This window comes from Blautia sp. HCN-1074 (genome assembly GCF_037890165.1).
Classification (GTDB): domain Bacteria; phylum Bacillota; class Clostridia; order Lachnospirales; family Lachnospiraceae; genus Blautia_A.
The window spans coordinates 87783-103563 of sequence record NZ_JBBKBP010000007.1; the positions used below are offsets into that span (position 1 = coordinate 87783).

Genomic DNA, 15781 nt, shown 5'->3' on the forward strand with positions numbered 1-15781 from the left:
AATAATGAGTTACGCAGATGATGTATTTATAAAAATGTGCCAGGATATCCTGGAGAATGGTACGAGCACAGAAGGAGAGAAGGTCCGCCCGGTGTGGGAGGACGGAACACCTGCCTACACAATTAAGAAATTTGGTGTGGTAAACCGATATGACCTTCGAAAAGAATTTCCGGCCATGACACTTAGACGTACTGCATTAAAGAGTGCTATGGATGAGATTCTCTGGATCTGGCAGAAGAAATCCAATAACATCCATGATCTTCATAGCCATATCTGGGATAGCTGGGCAGATGAAAATGGTTCTATCGGTAAAGCTTACGGATATCAGCTTGGAGTGAAACATCAATATAAAGAAGGCATGATGGATCAGGTAGACAGAGTCATCTATGATCTGAAAAACAATCCATTCAGCCGTAGAATTATGACAAATATTTATGTGCATCAGGATCTTCACGAGATGAACCTGTATCCATGTGCATACTCTATGACATTTAATGTAACTCAGACACCGGAAAATGAGAAACTGACATTGAATGCAATCCTCAATCAGCGTTCTCAGGATATTCTTACAGCAAATAACTGGAATGTCTGCCAGTATGCAATTCTGCTTATGATGATCGCACAGGTATGTGATATGGAGGCAGGAGAACTGCTTCATGTGGTTGCTGACTGTCATATTTATGACCGTCACATTCCTGTGGTAAAAGAAATGATCAAGAGAAAACCTTATCCGGCACCAATCGTTAAACTTAATCCGGAAGTGAAGGACTTCTATCAGTTTACAACGGATGATCTGATTGTAGAAAACTATGAGACATGGCCGCAGATCAAGAATATCCCGGTGGCTATTTAATTTTGTTGCTGATTTATGAAATACAAAGAGATAGTAGTTTTATTTATTAGATAGCTTACAGTACTGGAGCAAATACCTTTAAAAGAACGAAACTATAGAAGAATAAGTAAGAGAGGAAAATTTATAATGAATGTTATTGTAGCAGCAGATCAGAATTGGGGAATCGGTAAGGATAACAAGCTTCTTGTAAGCATTCCGGCAGATATGAAGATGTTTCGCGAAGAAACAAGTGGAAAAGTAGTAGTGATGGGAAGAAAAACTCTGGAAAGCTTCCCGAATGGACTGCCACTGAAAAACAGAACTAATATCGTAATCACAAAAAATAAAGATTATGATGCCAAAGGCGCAATTGTAGTACACAGCATTGAAGAAGCACTGGAAGAAATAAAGAAATATCCGACAGAAGATGTTTACTGCATTGGCGGTGACAGCATTTATGAACAGATGCTTCCATACTGTGATGTGGCACATGTTACAAAGATTGACTTTGCCTATGAAGCAGACAGCCACTTCCCGAATCTGGATGAAGACGATGAATGGGAGATCACAGCAGAGAGCGATGAGCAGACATATTTTGACCTGGAATACCAGTTTGTGAAGTATGAGAGAAAGAAATAAGACAGAAAATAAAAGATTGACGGCAATAACGAGCAAGCCAGGAAAAGAAAATCAGAATAGCCGGTTTTGAGAGACAAAAGAAACGTTTAAATAAAAAATCCTGCAGAAACAAGAAACGGTGTTCTGCAGGATTTGCTATTTACAGAAAAAATTATTCGATAACTTTTAACCATCCTTCAGGAGCCTGAATACGTCCCATCTGGATTCCAGTTAATGTATCATAGAGTTTCTGGATAACCGGACCCATTTTCTCCATTCCGCTTGGGAAGCAGATTTCTTTGCCATGGTCAACGATCTTTCCAACAGGAGAGATAACTGCAGCAGTACCGCAAAGACCACATTCAGCGAAATCTTTTACTTCGTCGAAGTATACTTCTCTTTCTTCTGCTTCTAATCCAAGATATTCCTTAGCGACATAGATTAAGGAACGACGTGTGATAGAAGGAAGGATACTATCGGACTTTGGTGTTACAACTTTACCATCTTTAGTAACGAAGATAAAGTTAGCACCACCTGTTTCTTCTACTTTTGTACGTGTAGCTGCATCAAGATACATGTTCTCATCGAATCCGTTCTTGTGAGCATCTACGATTGCATGTAAGCTCATTGCATAGTTAAGACCAGCTTTGATATGACCTGTTCCATGAGGCGCAGCACGGTCGAAATCGCTGACACGGATTGTGATTGGCTTAGCGCCGCCTTTGAAGTATGGTCCTACAGGTGTAGTGAATACACGGAACATATATTCATCAGCAGGTTTAACACCGATAACCGGGTTTGTACCCATCATATACGGACGGACATATAAAGTAGCACCTGAACCATATGGTGGAACATATGCTGCGTTAGCTTTTACTGTCTGTACGATGGCATCAACGAAACGATCTTCCGGGAATACTGGCATTTCCAGTCTCTTTGCGGAGTTTGCCATACGTTCTGCATTTAAGTCAGGACGGAAAGTAACGATACGTCCGTCTTCTGTTGTGTAAGCTTTCATTCCTTCGAAAGCAGTCTGTGCATACTGGAAAACACCTGCACATTCGTTGAGTGTTACATTAGGGTCAGTTGTAAGTTCACCGGCATCCCATGCGCCATCTTTAAATTTTGATACATAACGATAATCAGTCTGTACATAACCGAAGCCAAGGCTGCTCCAGTCGATATTCTTTTTTTCCATAATGAATCTTTCCTCCGTTCACACATATTTACAGTATTTCAGGTGTGATTACTGTTTATCTCTTTACCATTGTAAAACTTTTGCTTGCTAAGTTCAATGGGAAAATTCCAATTTTGCCCCAAAATTAAGAAAAAAATGTAAAAAATCGAAAGTCCGGCAGTATAAACACAGACAAAGGGATGTATGAACAGACAAAGGAATATTACCGGATCAGTGGTCGTGAACGTATAAGTAAATTTATATGTTCTATTTGTTACTGTTCACACTCCACTATTCCGCGAAGCGTGTTGCTGTGAACGGAGTGAACAGTAACTTCTATTTTTCTTTTTAGATGACTGACAGGCGAAAGTCTTGTTTTTTACAAGGTATTTCGCTATAATATGGAATAGAAAAATGGAGGAAAACATGAGCGAAAATTTTGACGAATTAGGCGAGCTTGGGGACAAGATAAAAAAAATCATAGATACAGCAGTTTCCACTAAAGATTATCGGCAGATGACAGAGGATATCAAACAGACAGTGGGACAGACTGTAAATAATGCAGTAAATTCCGCAGTAGATTCCGGAAGTGAAGCAATCAGGAATGGTCTGAACAGCGTATTTGGTTCACAGAATCAGGGAACATATCAGAATAAGACAAAAGAATTTGAAGAACGGCGCAGACGGGAACGTGAACAAGAGGAACAAAAAAGACTGGAAAATGAGAAAGCAAAAGAACGAATGCTGACTCTGTATGAGAAGAACACCGGCGGAAGAATGAAAGGTCTGATGCTTTCTGTCTCAGGTGGTATTCTTGCAAGTGGTATGGGATTAGGAACATTGGTTCTGGCTATTTTCGGTGCGGTTGGACATATGAGTTCACTTGTGTTTGGCGGTACATGCTTTATGGCGGCCGGAGCACTGACCGGTGCAGGTCTTCTTGCCGGAGGACTTAAGAAGCTTGGAAAGCTGGAACGTTTTCAGAAATATATCGGTACGCTGGGAGTGCATACCTATTGCAATTTTGAACAGCTTTCTGTTGCGGTAAATAAGCCGGTGAAATTTGTAAAGAAAGATATTAAGAAAATGATCGATGACGGGTGGTTCCGTCAGGGACATATTGATGCGCAGGAGACCTGCCTGATCACAAGTAATGAGACTTATCAGCAATACACTCAGACGCAGAAAGCACTTGAGCAGAAGCAGCAGGAAGAAAAGAGACGTCAGGAAGAGCAGGAGAGAAACAGAGAGAATACATCTCCTGAAGTGCAGGAAGTACTGGACAGAGGAAATGAATTTCTGGATAAGATTCATAAGAGTAATGATGCCATCCCGGGAGTGGAAATCTCAGCTAAGATATCCAGAATGGAACTAATCGTGGAGAAGATTTTTGAACGTGCCGAAAAGCATCCGGAGATTATTCCGGATCTGAAAAAACTGATGAATTATTATCTGCCTATGACAGTAAAATTACTGGATGCCTATGAGGAAATGGATCAGCAGCCTGTTCAGGGAGAGAACATCCAGTCATCTAAGAAGGAAATAGAGGATACATTGGATACGCTTAACCAGGCATTTGAGAAACTTCTGGATTCTGTTTTTCAGGACACTGCATGGGATGTGTCAAGTGATATTTCCGTACTGCATACATTGCTGGCGCAGGAAGGCCTGACAGATGATGATTTTGCAAAAATGCAGAAGAACTGATAACCATGAAACGCTATAAAACAAAAACAGCAGGTTTAGTCAGGAATAAGAATCAGAATTACCGAAAATATGAGAAAAACCTGAAAAAAGCCTGAAAAAAGCCTGATAAAAAGGAGATGCCATGGGGGAAGAATTTAAAGATTTTGAAATGGAAGGACCATCATTAACACTGGAACCAGATCTTGGGGAATTCGAGAAAAAAGAGGAGCCTGTAAAAGTGGAGCAGCCACAGCCAAAAGAAGAAGCTCCGGCACTGACACCGGCAGAGCAGCAGATGGTAAATGAATTTGCAGCAAAAATCGATATTGAGAACACAAACCAGATTCTTCAGTATGGTGCCGGAACACAGAAGAAGATGGCAGATTTCTCAGACACTGCATTAGAGAACGTGAAGATGCAGGATCTGGGAGAAATCGGAGATCTGATCACGAATGTGGTTGGAGAATTAAGAGATTTTGATGCGCAGGATGATGGCGGCAGATTTTTTGGATTCTTTAAGAAACAGTCTTCTAAGATTGAGAATCTGAAGAACAAATATGACAAGGCAGAGGTCAGCATTGAGAAAATCACAGATTCTCTTCAGCAGCATCAGGTGCGTCTGCTGAAGGATTCCGCTATGCTGGACAAGATGTATGAGCAGAACCTGAATTACTTTAAAGAACTTACCATGTATATCCTTGCTGGCAAAAAGAAACTGGAAGAAACCAGAAACGGAAAACTTGAAGAGTTGAAAAATAAGGCGATGATGAGCGGACTTCCTGAGGATGCGCAGGCAGCGAGGGATCTGGATGAGAAATGCAATCGTTTTGAGAAGAAGCTGCATGATCTGGAGCTTACCCGTACGATTGCCATGCAGACAGCACCGCAGATCCGTCTGATTCAGAATAATGATACCGTAATGGTAGAGAAAATCCAGACAACAATCGTAAATACGATTCCGTTATGGAAGAGCCAGATGGTGCTTGCGCTTGGAATCGCTCATTCTGCAGAAGCGACACAGGCGCAGAGACAGGTGACAGATATTACAAATGAACTTCTCAGGAAAAACGCAGAGATGCTTCATACGGCAACGGTTGAGATAGCGAAGGAATCTGAAAGAGGGATTGTTGACCTTGAGACACTTCAGAAAACAAATGCAGATCTGATTCAGACACTGGATGATGTAATGCGCATCCAGATGGAAGGACGCCAGAAGAGGCAGGCGGCAGAGTCAGAAATGCGCCGCATGGAAGATGAACTGAAGCGAAAACTTCTGGAAATCAGACAGTAGATAAATGATTGTATATATTTCAGCAGTCTATTATTTTGTGAGGGAGCTGAATAGTTACGGATAACGAAAATTGGGCGGGAGCTGCCGGGAACTCGGCCGCTCCTGCTTCTGGTAGAAGATGTTTATAGTAATTTCAGAGAATAATGCACTCCGGTTCCGCAGAATCTTACCGATGCCAGACTGGATAGAATGGAGCATTCTGTGAGATTATTATAGGAAAGAATAAAGAGGTAATTATGTACAGAGATCATACAAAAGTCATCCGGATCGGAGACAGAAAAATCGGTGGTGGCAACCCTGTTTTAATCCAGTCCATGACGAACACAAAGACAGAAAACGTAGAGCAGACTGTAGCACAGATCCTTGCGCTGGAGCAGGCAGGATGCGACATTATTCGTTGCGCAGTACCTACTATGGAAGCTGCAAAAGCGTTAAAAGAAATCAAGAAACAGATTCATATTCCACTGGTAGCAGATATTCATTTCGACTATCGTCTGGCTATCGCAGCGATGGAAAACGGAGCGGATAAAATACGCATCAATCCGGGAAATATCGGAAGTACAGAGCGTATTAAAGCAGTCGTTGATGTGGCGAAGGAACGCAACATCCCAATCCGTGTCGGTGTAAACAGTGGCTCGCTGGAGAAGGAGCTTGTGGAAAAATATCATGGTGTTACAGCAGAAGGACTGGTTGAGAGTGCGCTGGATAAAGTACACATTATCGAGGAATTAGGCTATGACAATCTTGTCATCAGTATTAAATCTTCAGACGTTCTCATGTGTGCAAAAGCACATGAACTGATCGCAGAAAAAACAAACTATCCACTTCATGTAGGAATCACAGAAGCAGGAACTCTGTATTCCGGAAATATCAAATCAGCGATCGGTCTGGGAATCATTCTGAATCAGGGAATCGGTGATACCATCCGGGTTTCCCTTACAGGCGCACCTCTGGAAGAAATCAAGTCAGCAAAACGTATCCTGAAGACACTTGGACTTCGCAAAGGCGGCGTGGAAGTCGTGTCATGTCCAACCTGCGGACGTACACAGATTGATCTGATCGGTCTTGCAAACAAGGTAGAAACTATGGTGCAGGATATCCCGCTTGATATTAAAGTAGCGGTTATGGGATGTGTGGTAAACGGACCTGGAGAAGCAAAAGAAGCAGATATCGGAATTGCAGGCGGTGTTGGTGTCGGACTTCTGATCAAACATGGCGAGATCATTAAAAAGGTTCCGGAAGAGGAGCTTTTGGATACCTTGCGGGAGGAACTTTTAAACTGGAAAAAATAATCTTTGCAATGAAGCAGAGATTATCTTTGCTTCATTTATATAAAGAGGAGATTCTATTTTGGAAAAAGATTTTTTTGACGTATTTCCCAATTTAAAAGTGAAAAAAGAACTGGAAGAGCTGTTGGACATGGTGTTTGTAACCAGAGTTTCCTGCAATCCTTCCAAGACTCATATCTGGGTATATATAAAAAGTGAACGCTGGATTCATAAGAAGCATATTTTTGCCCTGGAAGAGCAGATAGAGAGACAGATTTTTGCAGGACTGGGCGTTACGGTTACCGTAATAGAGAAGTTTCATTTATCAGGGCAGTACACGCCACAGAATTTCCTGGACACATACCGATCCAGTATGGAACTGGAACTGCGCAATTACAATATGCTGGAATATAACATGTTCAAGCAGGCACAGATTACTTTTCCGGGTGCAAATGATCTTCATATGATTCTTCCTGACTCGGTAATAGCCAGAGAAAAAAGCGAGATTCTGATCGAATATCTGCAGAAAGTTTTCTGCGAGAGATGCGGGATGGATTTGAAAGTGGAGCTGGAGTTTACAGAAACGCAGGAGAGCAAATACCGTAAGAATGCAGCAGTTCAGATTGCTCAGGAAGTAGAGAACGTAATTCGTCATGCAAAGATGAATGCCAAAACGGAGGAGACTTCACAGACTGAAGAAAGTGGAACAACGGAAAAAAAGGCAGAGAAGAAAGCAGATAAATCACAGCAGGAAAAGAAAGACAAAAAGTCCGCATTTGCTGATCGAAAAGACAATAAAAAAGGTGATTTCCGCGGTGGATTCAGACGAGACAGCAATCCGGATGTTATCTATGGAAGAGATTTTGAAGGCGAACCAGTTGCCCTTGAAACAATCACCGGTGAGATGGGTGAGGTCATTGTCCGCGGACAGGTTATGGATGTTGAAGCCAGAGAGATTCGAAATGAAAAGACGATTCTGATTTTCCCGATTACAGACTTTACTGACAGTATTGTAGTGAAGATGTTCCTTCGAAACGAGCAGGTTCCGGAAGTCACAGAGCATGTAAAGAAAGGTGCATTTCTGAAGTTTCGCGGTGTAACGACTGTGGACAGATTTGACAGTGAACTGACGATTGCGTCTATCGCGGGAATCAAAAAGATTGCCAACTTTACCACAGCCAGGGTGGATACCACTCCTCAGAAAAGAGTTGAACTTCACTGCCATACGAAGATGAGCGATATGGATGGTGTCACAGATGCCAAATCTCTAGTAAAACGTGCCTATGAGTGGGGACATCCTGCCATTGCCATTACAGACCATGGTGTCGTTCAGGCATTTCCCGAGGCAAATCACTGCTTCGATGCATGGGGCGGATGTGTGCCGAAGGACTCTGATTTCAAGGTCCTGTATGGTATGGAAGCTTACCTTGTAGATGACTTAAAGGGTATGGTGACAAATGGAAAAGGACAGAAACTGGATGGAAGATTTGTAGTCTTTGATATTGAGACAACAGGCTTCTCTTCTCTGACCTGTCAGATTATTGAGATTGGCGCGGTACTGGTAGAGAACGGAGAGATTACCGATCGTTTTTCCACGTTTGTAAACCCAAAAGTACCGATCCCGTTCCGCATTGAACAGCTTACAAGCATTAATGACAGCATGGTAATGGATGCGCCGACAATCGAAGAAATTCTGCCAAAATTCCTTGAATTCAGCAAGGGGGCGGTAATGGTTGCACATAATGCGGACTTTGACATGGGATTCATTATGAAAAACTGTGACAGACTGGGAATCAAGCATGATTTTACTTACGTGGATACGGTCGGAATGGCGCGTTTCCTGTTGCCTGCATTGAACAGATTTAAGCTGGATACGGTTGCAAAAGCAGTTGGAGTTTCACTGGAGAATCATCATCGTGCAGTAGACGATGCCGCATGTACAGCAGAGATTTTTGTAAAATTTGTCAAAATGCTGGCGGACAGAGATATTCTTGATGTGGATGAGATGAATAAACAGGGAGCGGTATCGGCCAATACTATTAAGAAGTTACCAACTTACCATGCGATTATTTTTGCCAGAAATGAGACGGGACGCATTAATCTGTATAAACTGGTAAGCCAGTCTCATCTGAAATATTATCACAGACGTCCTCGTGTACCGAAGAGTGTGCTGGAAGAGCATAGGGATGGTCTTCTGGTGGGAAGTGCCTGCGAGGCAGGAGAGCTGTATCAGGCAATACTGAGAAATGCACCGGATACGGAGATTGCCAGACTGGTTAATTTTTATGACTATCTGGAAATTCAGCCGCTTGGAAATAATAAATTTATGATCGCGGATGACAAGCATGATATGATCAATTCTGAGGAAGATTTAAAAGAGATAAACAGAAAGATCGTCAAGCTTGGAGAGCAGTTTAAGAAACCTGTTGTAGCTACTTGTGATGTGCACTTTATGGATCCTCAGGACGAGGTATACCGACGTATTATTATGGCTGGAAATGGTTTCTCGGATGCGGATGAACAGGCACCATTATATCTGCGTACTACGGAAGAAATGCTGGAGGAATTCTCCTATCTGGGAAGTGAGAAAGCTGAGGAAGTTGTCATTACGAACACCAATAAGATTGCGGATATGATCGAGAAAATTTCCCCGATCCATCCGGACAAATTCCCACCGGTCATTGAAAATTCCGACCAGGATCTGAAGAATATCTGCTTCACAAAGGCACATGAAATGTACGGAGATCCCCTGCCGGAGATCGTGGAAAGCCGTCTGGATAGAGAACTGAACTCTATTATTTCGAATGGTTACGCCGTAATGTATATTATCGCACAGAAACTGGTGTGGAAGTCTAATGAGGACGGATATCTGGTAGGTTCGCGAGGATCAGTAGGATCTTCCCTGGCGGCTACAATGTCCGGTATCACAGAGGTAAATCCTCTGCCGCCGCATTACTTATGTCCGAATCCGGATTGTAAATACAGTGATTTCGATTCGCCGGAAGTAAAGCAATACGCAGGTATGGCAGGGTGCGATATGCCTGATAAAATCTGTCCGAAATGTGGGACAAAAATGAAGAAAGAGGGATTTGATATTCCTTTTGAAACATTCCTTGGATTCAAGGGAGATAAGGAGCCTGATATTGACCTTAACTTCTCAGGAGAATATCAGGCAAATGCACATCGATATACAGAGGTTATTTTCGGTAAAGGACAGACGTTTAAAGCCGGAACTATCGGTACACTGGCAGAGAAAACGGCATTCGGTTATGTGAAGAATTATTTCGAGGAACGCGGCGTGCATAAACGTTACTGTGAGATTAACCGTATCGTGCAGGGGTGCACAGGAGTCCGCCGTACCACAGGACAGCATCCGGGAGGTATCATTGTACTTCCGGTGGGAGAGGAAATCGAGAAATTTACACCTGTCCAGCATCCTGCGAATGACGTAAACAGTGATATTATCACCACGCATTTTGATTATCATTCCATTGATGGAAACCTGCTGAAGCTTGATATACTGGGACACGATGATCCGACCATGATCCGAATGCTGGAGGATCTGACCGGCATCAGTGCGAGGGATGTTCCGCTGGATCAGAGGGATGTCATGTCATTATTTGCAAGCACGAAAGCATTGAAAATCGAGCCGGAGGATATTGGTGGATGTAAGCTTGGATGCCTGGGAATCCCGGAATTCGGTACAGACTTTGCCATGCAGATGCTTATCGATACCAAGCCGAAATACTTCTCAGACCTGATTCGTATTGCAGGACTTTCCCACGGTACAGATGTATGGCTTGGAAATGCGCAGGTACTGATCCAGAATGGCACGGCTACAATTTCTACTGCCATCTGTACCCGAGATGATATCATGATCTATCTGATCGGAAAAGGCGTGGAAAGTGGTCTGGCATTTACCATTATGGAGAGTGTCCGTAAGGGAAAAGGTCTGCGTGATGAGTGGATCACAACAATGAAGGAACATGATGTACCGGACTGGTATATCTGGTCCTGTAAGCTGATCAAGTACATGTTCCCGAAAGCCCATGCGGCGGCTTACGTTATGATGGCATACCGAATTGCGTGGTATAAGGTATTTCAGCCGCTGGCTTATTATGCGGCATACTTTAGTATCCGTGCGACAGCTTTTTCCTATGAACTGATGTGCATGGGTAAAGAACGTCTGGAATATTATATGGCAGAAATCCGTAAGAAAGGCGATGCTGCATCTAAGAAAGAGCAGGATACCCTGAAGGATATGCGTATCGTGCAGGAGATGTATGCAAGAGGTTTTGAGTTCGTTCCAATCGATCTTTACACTGCAAAAGCGCAGCGATTCCAGATTGTGGACGGAAAACTGATGCCATCACTTGCGACCATTGACGGACTCGGAGATAAGGCCGCAGATGCCGTTGTAGATGCCGCAAAACAAGGCAAATTCCTGTCAAAAGACGACTTCCGCGACAGAACTAAAGTCAGCAAGACAGTTATTGATCTGATGGATGATCTGAAATTATTTGGAGATATTCCGCAGTCGAACCAGATGTCACTGTTTGATTTTACGGGATGAGATAGAAAATATAAGGAGATGGATATGAAGAAAGAGGAGCTTAGATATTTACAGAGACTTGCAGAAATTTATCCTACAATTGGAAAAGCATCTACGGAGATTATTAATCTCCAGTCGATTCTGAACCTTCCAAAGGGAACGGAACACTTTATGTCCGATCTTCATGGAGAGTATCAGGCATTTTCCCATGTATTGCGAAACGGTTCCGGTGCAGTGCGAAAGAAAATAGATGATGTATTCGGACATACGCTTGGAAATAATGACAAACGCTCTCTGGCGACATTGATTTATTATCCAAGAGAGAAGATGGATCTGGTAAAGGAAACAGAGGATGATATGGAAAACTGGTACAAGATTACTCTGTATCGTCTGATTGAAATATGTAAGACAACAGCTTCCAAATATACCAGATCAAAAGTAAGAAAAGCGCTTCCGGCAGACTATGCATATGTGATCGAAGAGCTGATCACAGAGAAAGCGGAGGTCCTGGATAAAGAAGCTTATTATGATGCCATTGTAAATACCATTATTGAAATCGGCAGTGCAGAGAACTTTATCATTGCACTTGCAGAACTGATTCAGCGTCTTGTCGTAGATCACCTGCATATCCTGGGGGATATTTACGACAGAGGCCCGGCACCGCATTTTATCATGGACCGTCTGATGCAGTACCATTCCCTGGACATCCAGTGGGGTAACCATGATGTAGTCTGGATGGGTGCGGCAGCAGGTCAGAAAGCATGTATTGCAACGGTAGTGAGAAACAGCATCCGTTATGGAAATCTGGATATTCTGGAAGATGGATACGGTATCAATATGCTGCCGCTTGCAACCTTTGTCATGGAAGCATATAAGGATGATCCATGTGATATTTTTGCCATGAAAGGCGCTTCAAATTACAATGTTCTGGAAGAAGAACTTGGCAAAAAAATGCACAAAGCGATTGCAGTGATCCAGTTTAAATTAGAAGGAAAACTGGTGCGCAAGCATAAAGAATTCCAGATGGAAGACAGGGCATTTTTACATAGGATCAATCCTGAAAAAGGAACAATCATCCTGCCGGATGGAAAAGAATATCCTCTCCGGGACAGCAACTTCCCGACGATTGACTGGAAGCATCCGTATGAGCTTACAGACGGGGAAAAAGAGGTTATGGACAAGCTGTCTTCTGCATTCAGAAACTGCGAGAAGCTGCAGAATCATATCCGGCTGTTACTGGATAAAGGAGGCCTTTATACAGTATATAATGGGAATCTTCTGTTTCATGGAAGTATCCCGTTAAATGAGGATGGAACCTTCCGTGAAGTACAGATTTATGGGAAAAGCTATAAAGGAAAAGAATTGTATGATGTGCTGGAAGCATATGTACGCAGAGCTTTTTATTCTGTAGGAAAAGATGAGCAGAAGAAAGGCCGGGATATCATGTGGTATATCTGGGCAGCACCGAATTCTCCGTTGTTTGGCAAGAGTAAGATGAGTACTTTTGAGCGTTATTTTATAGAAGATCCGTCCACACATGAGGAGAAAAAGAATGCATATTACCGACTCTGGGAGAATGAAGAAGTAGTTGATAATATGCTGCGTGAATTTGGTCTGGATCCGGAGAAGGGCCATATTATCAATGGTCATGTACCTGTACATCAGAGTGAGGGAGAAAGCCCGGTCAAATGCAATGGCAAGGTTATCGTTATTGACGGAGGCTTCTCCAAGGCATACAGAAAAGTTACAGGTATTGCAGGATATACACTGATTTATAATTCTTATGGATTAAATCTTACAGCTCACGAGCCATTTACTTCCAAAGCAGATGCGGTAGCAAAAGAGACAGATATCGTATCAAATCGTGTAGCAGTCAGCTACATGTCAAGACGTCAGCTGGTAGGTGATACAGATACCGGTCATGCGTTAAAAGAGAGAATTCAGGAACTGATCCAGCTTCTGGATGCATACAGAAAAGGTACTATCAAAGAGAAAAAATAAGAACCAGGCGGATAGATTTTAGAATAAAAATATCCAAAATTTGTAAGCAAACGCCAAAAAGAGGTTGGTTTTACAGGCGATAAAACTCTTTACTTATAAAATTGTGTTCTATATAATGAGTAGTGTTGTGTGATAAACAGTAACGATAAACAAATATTATGAGGCGGGCAGATATGCCCTGAGATGATGGACAAAAGGAGAATACGATAATGGGTGGAATTTTTGGAGTAGCATCAAAGTCCAGCTGCGTTCTGGACCTTTTCTTCGGAATTGATTATCATTCCCATCTGGGAACACGCAGAGGCGGTATGGCGGTATATGATTCGAAACGTGGCTTTGACCGTGTGATCCACAATATCGAGAACGCACCATTCAGAACAAAGTTTGACGGTGATATCGGTGAGATGGAAGGAAATTTAGGAATCGGATGTATTTCAGATAATGAGCCACAGCCGTTGCTGGTACGTTCCCATCTGGGAAATTTTGCAATCACTACAGTTGGAAAGATCAACAACATGGATGAACTGATCGCAACCTGTTTCAAGAATGGATGTACACATTTCCTGGAAATGAGCGGTGGAAGTGTCAACCCTACAGAAATGGTAGCTGCCCTGATCAACCAGAAGGATAACATGATCGAAGGAATTCGTTATGCGCAGGAAGTAATCGAAGGTTCTATGACGATGCTGATCCTGACACCTAAGGGATTGCTGGCAGCACGTGACCGTCTGGGAAGAACTCCGTTGATCATAGGCAAGAAAGAAGATGCCTGCTGTGTATCCTTTGAAAGCTTTGCATATCTGAATTTAGGATATGAAGACCTGAAAGAACTGGGACCTGGCGAGATCGTTGCAGTGACTCCGGATGGAGTGGAAACTCTGCAGAAGCCTGGCGAAGAGATGCGTATCTGTTCTTTCCTGTGGGTATATTACGGATATCCGACTTCAACTTATGAAGGCGTTAATGTAGAAGAAATGCGTTATCACTGTGGTGATATGCTGGCAAAACGTGACAAAGGCGAAGTAAACCCGGATATCGTAGCCGGAGTTCCGGATTCTGGTATTGCACATGCCATCGGATATGCGAACCAGTCAGGCGTACCTTTTGCCCGCCCGTTTATTAAATATACACCAACCTGGCCGAGATCTTTCATGCCTACTCAGCAGAGCCAGAGAAATCTGATTGCCAGAATGAAACTGATTCCGGTACACCGTCTGATCAAAGATAAGAGCCTTCTTATGATCGATGATTCTATCGTACGTGGAACACAGTTAAGAGAAACAACAGAATTCCTTTACAGAAATGGTGCAAAGGAAGTACATATCCGTCCTGCATGCCCGCCGCTTCTGTATGGATGTAAATATCTGAACTTCTCACGTTCCAAATCAGAGATGGATCTGATCACAAGACGTGTGATCGCGAAACGTGAGGGAGAGAATGTCAGTGATAGGACACTGGCAGACTACGCAGATCCGAATTCAACTAATTACAAAGAAATGTTGGAAGAGATCCGTAAGGAACTGAACTTTACATCCCTGAAATTCCACAGACTTGACGATCTGAAGGCTTCTATCGGAATCTCTCCATGCAAACTCTGTACTTATTGCTGGGATGGAAAAGAATAATATTTCGTAACTGTGAAGGTACTGAATAGTTACAATATTTCTGCATAGAATGATAACTGGAAATGTAGATAGAAAGTAAATACGATATAGAAGTACAAAAAAGAGGAGACGTAGAATTTGTCGGTAGTAAACAATCAGAAAAGGAACAAAAAGAAAAGAAGGCTTAAGAAGCTTCTGATATTTGTGATCATCTTGTTTGTCCTGCTTATACTTGCAGGTATTCTGTTGATTCGTCAGCGGGAGAATGAGGACAGGCAGCAGCGCAAGGCAGAAGCAATCGCGGCACTGGAAAGTGTTCCAACTGTAACACCTACACCGGCAGCTACGCCAACCCCGATTCCGACACCAATTCCTACGGTAACGCCGACACCTGTGTTGGAAAGAGCCTATGTTTTTGACCCGGATGATTATCTGGGAAGCTGGCACAGTAAGAATGGCAGGGTTGTGATCGAGATTACGAAACTAAGCCAGAAGTCGGTTACATTTACTTATTCGCAGACCAATAAGAAAAAAACAGCCACCTGTGAAGCTACGGTAAAGAAATCCGTAGCGGGAAATGCGTCAAGATTTTCCTTTACAGATTCCCTGGGAAATGTAGCAAAAGGCTATTTCACTTTTGATAACGGGATTCTGTATGTGAAGATTAAAACAAAAACGAAAGCGGAAGGCGCTAAAGTTCACCCTTCCGTAGATGGTGTTATGATCAGAGGATAACGGGAAGCTACATAAGA

Annotated in this window: 10 protein-coding genes; 9 read left to right on the forward strand and 1 reads right to left on the reverse strand. The window is 42.8% G+C overall.

The window, feature by feature from the left end; genetic code table 11:
* Positions 1-4: 4 nt before the first annotated feature.
* Positions 5-853: a thymidylate synthase gene (thyA, locus tag WKT11_RS08230; protein ID WP_055200013.1), complete on the forward strand. Its 849-nt coding sequence runs from the start codon at positions 5-7 to the stop codon at positions 851-853.
* 126 nt (positions 854-979) lie between these two features.
* Complete coding sequence (locus WKT11_RS08235; RefSeq protein WP_025580581.1) at positions 980-1471, forward strand: dihydrofolate reductase; 492 nt, start codon at positions 980-982, stop codon at positions 1469-1471.
* 151 nt (positions 1472-1622) lie between these two features.
* On the opposite strand, the gene WKT11_RS08240 is transcribed toward WKT11_RS08235, so the two are convergent.
* A complete protein-coding gene (locus WKT11_RS08240; protein WP_117675790.1) occupies positions 1623-2648 on the reverse strand; it encodes a branched-chain amino acid aminotransferase in 1026 nt (341 codons plus the stop codon).
* A gap of 405 nt (positions 2649-3053) precedes the next feature.
* Between WKT11_RS08240 and WKT11_RS08245 the strand changes: the two genes are divergently transcribed.
* The 7 genes from WKT11_RS08245 (at position 3054) to WKT11_RS08275 (ending at position 15764) form a co-directional block, all read left to right on the forward strand.
* Positions 3054-4334, forward strand: coding sequence for a 5-bromo-4-chloroindolyl phosphate hydrolysis family protein (locus WKT11_RS08245; RefSeq protein WP_340283722.1), 1281 nt, complete (start codon positions 3054-3056; stop codon positions 4332-4334).
* 121 nt (positions 4335-4455) lie between these two features.
* The gene (locus tag WKT11_RS08250; RefSeq protein ID WP_118136861.1) at positions 4456-5604 is read left to right on the forward strand and encodes a toxic anion resistance protein; all 1149 of its coding nucleotides are present in this window, start codon (positions 4456-4458) and stop codon (positions 5602-5604) included.
* Between the two features lie 236 nt (positions 5605-5840).
* Positions 5841-6896, forward strand: a complete 1056-nt coding sequence (ispG, locus tag WKT11_RS08255) for a flavodoxin-dependent (E)-4-hydroxy-3-methylbut-2-enyl-diphosphate synthase (RefSeq protein ID WP_118410903.1) — start codon at positions 5841-5843, stop codon at positions 6894-6896.
* Between the two features lie 58 nt (positions 6897-6954).
* Positions 6955-11445 carry a PolC-type DNA polymerase III gene (locus tag WKT11_RS08260; protein ID WP_118247234.1) on the forward strand — a complete coding sequence of 1497 codons (4491 nt, stop codon included), beginning with the start codon at positions 6955-6957 and terminating at the stop codon, positions 11443-11445.
* A gap of 24 nt (positions 11446-11469) precedes the next feature.
* On the forward strand, positions 11470-13425 hold the full coding sequence (locus WKT11_RS08265) for a fructose-1,6-bisphosphatase (protein WP_118136856.1): 1956 nt from the start codon (positions 11470-11472) through the stop codon (positions 13423-13425).
* Between the two features lie 209 nt (positions 13426-13634).
* A complete protein-coding gene (locus WKT11_RS08270) occupies positions 13635-15050 on the forward strand; it encodes an amidophosphoribosyltransferase (RefSeq protein ID WP_117844503.1) in 1416 nt (471 codons plus the stop codon).
* A gap of 117 nt (positions 15051-15167) precedes the next feature.
* The gene (locus WKT11_RS08275) at positions 15168-15764 is read left to right on the forward strand and encodes a hypothetical protein (protein ID WP_294438583.1); all 597 of its coding nucleotides are present in this window, start codon (positions 15168-15170) and stop codon (positions 15762-15764) included.
* The last annotated feature ends 17 nt before the right edge of the window (positions 15765-15781 follow it).

Coding starts and splice junctions, on each gene's coding strand:
- thyA (WP_055200013.1), top strand. CDS start 5: ATGAGTTACGCAGATGATGTATTTATAAAAATGTGCCAGGATATCCTG.
- WKT11_RS08235 (WP_025580581.1), top strand. CDS start 980: ATGAATGTTATTGTAGCAGCAGATCAGAATTGGGGAATCGGTAAGGAT.
- WKT11_RS08240 (WP_117675790.1), bottom strand. CDS start 2,648: ATGGAAAAAAAGAATATCGACTGGAGCAGCCTTGGCTTCGGTTATGTA.
- WKT11_RS08245 (WP_340283722.1), top strand. CDS start 3,054: ATGAGCGAAAATTTTGACGAATTAGGCGAGCTTGGGGACAAGATAAAA.
- WKT11_RS08250 (WP_118136861.1), top strand. CDS start 4,456: ATGGGGGAAGAATTTAAAGATTTTGAAATGGAAGGACCATCATTAACA.
- ispG (WP_118410903.1), top strand. CDS start 5,841: ATGTACAGAGATCATACAAAAGTCATCCGGATCGGAGACAGAAAAATC.
- WKT11_RS08265 (WP_118136856.1), top strand. CDS start 11,470: ATGAAGAAAGAGGAGCTTAGATATTTACAGAGACTTGCAGAAATTTAT.
- WKT11_RS08270 (WP_117844503.1), top strand. CDS start 13,635: ATGGGTGGAATTTTTGGAGTAGCATCAAAGTCCAGCTGCGTTCTGGAC.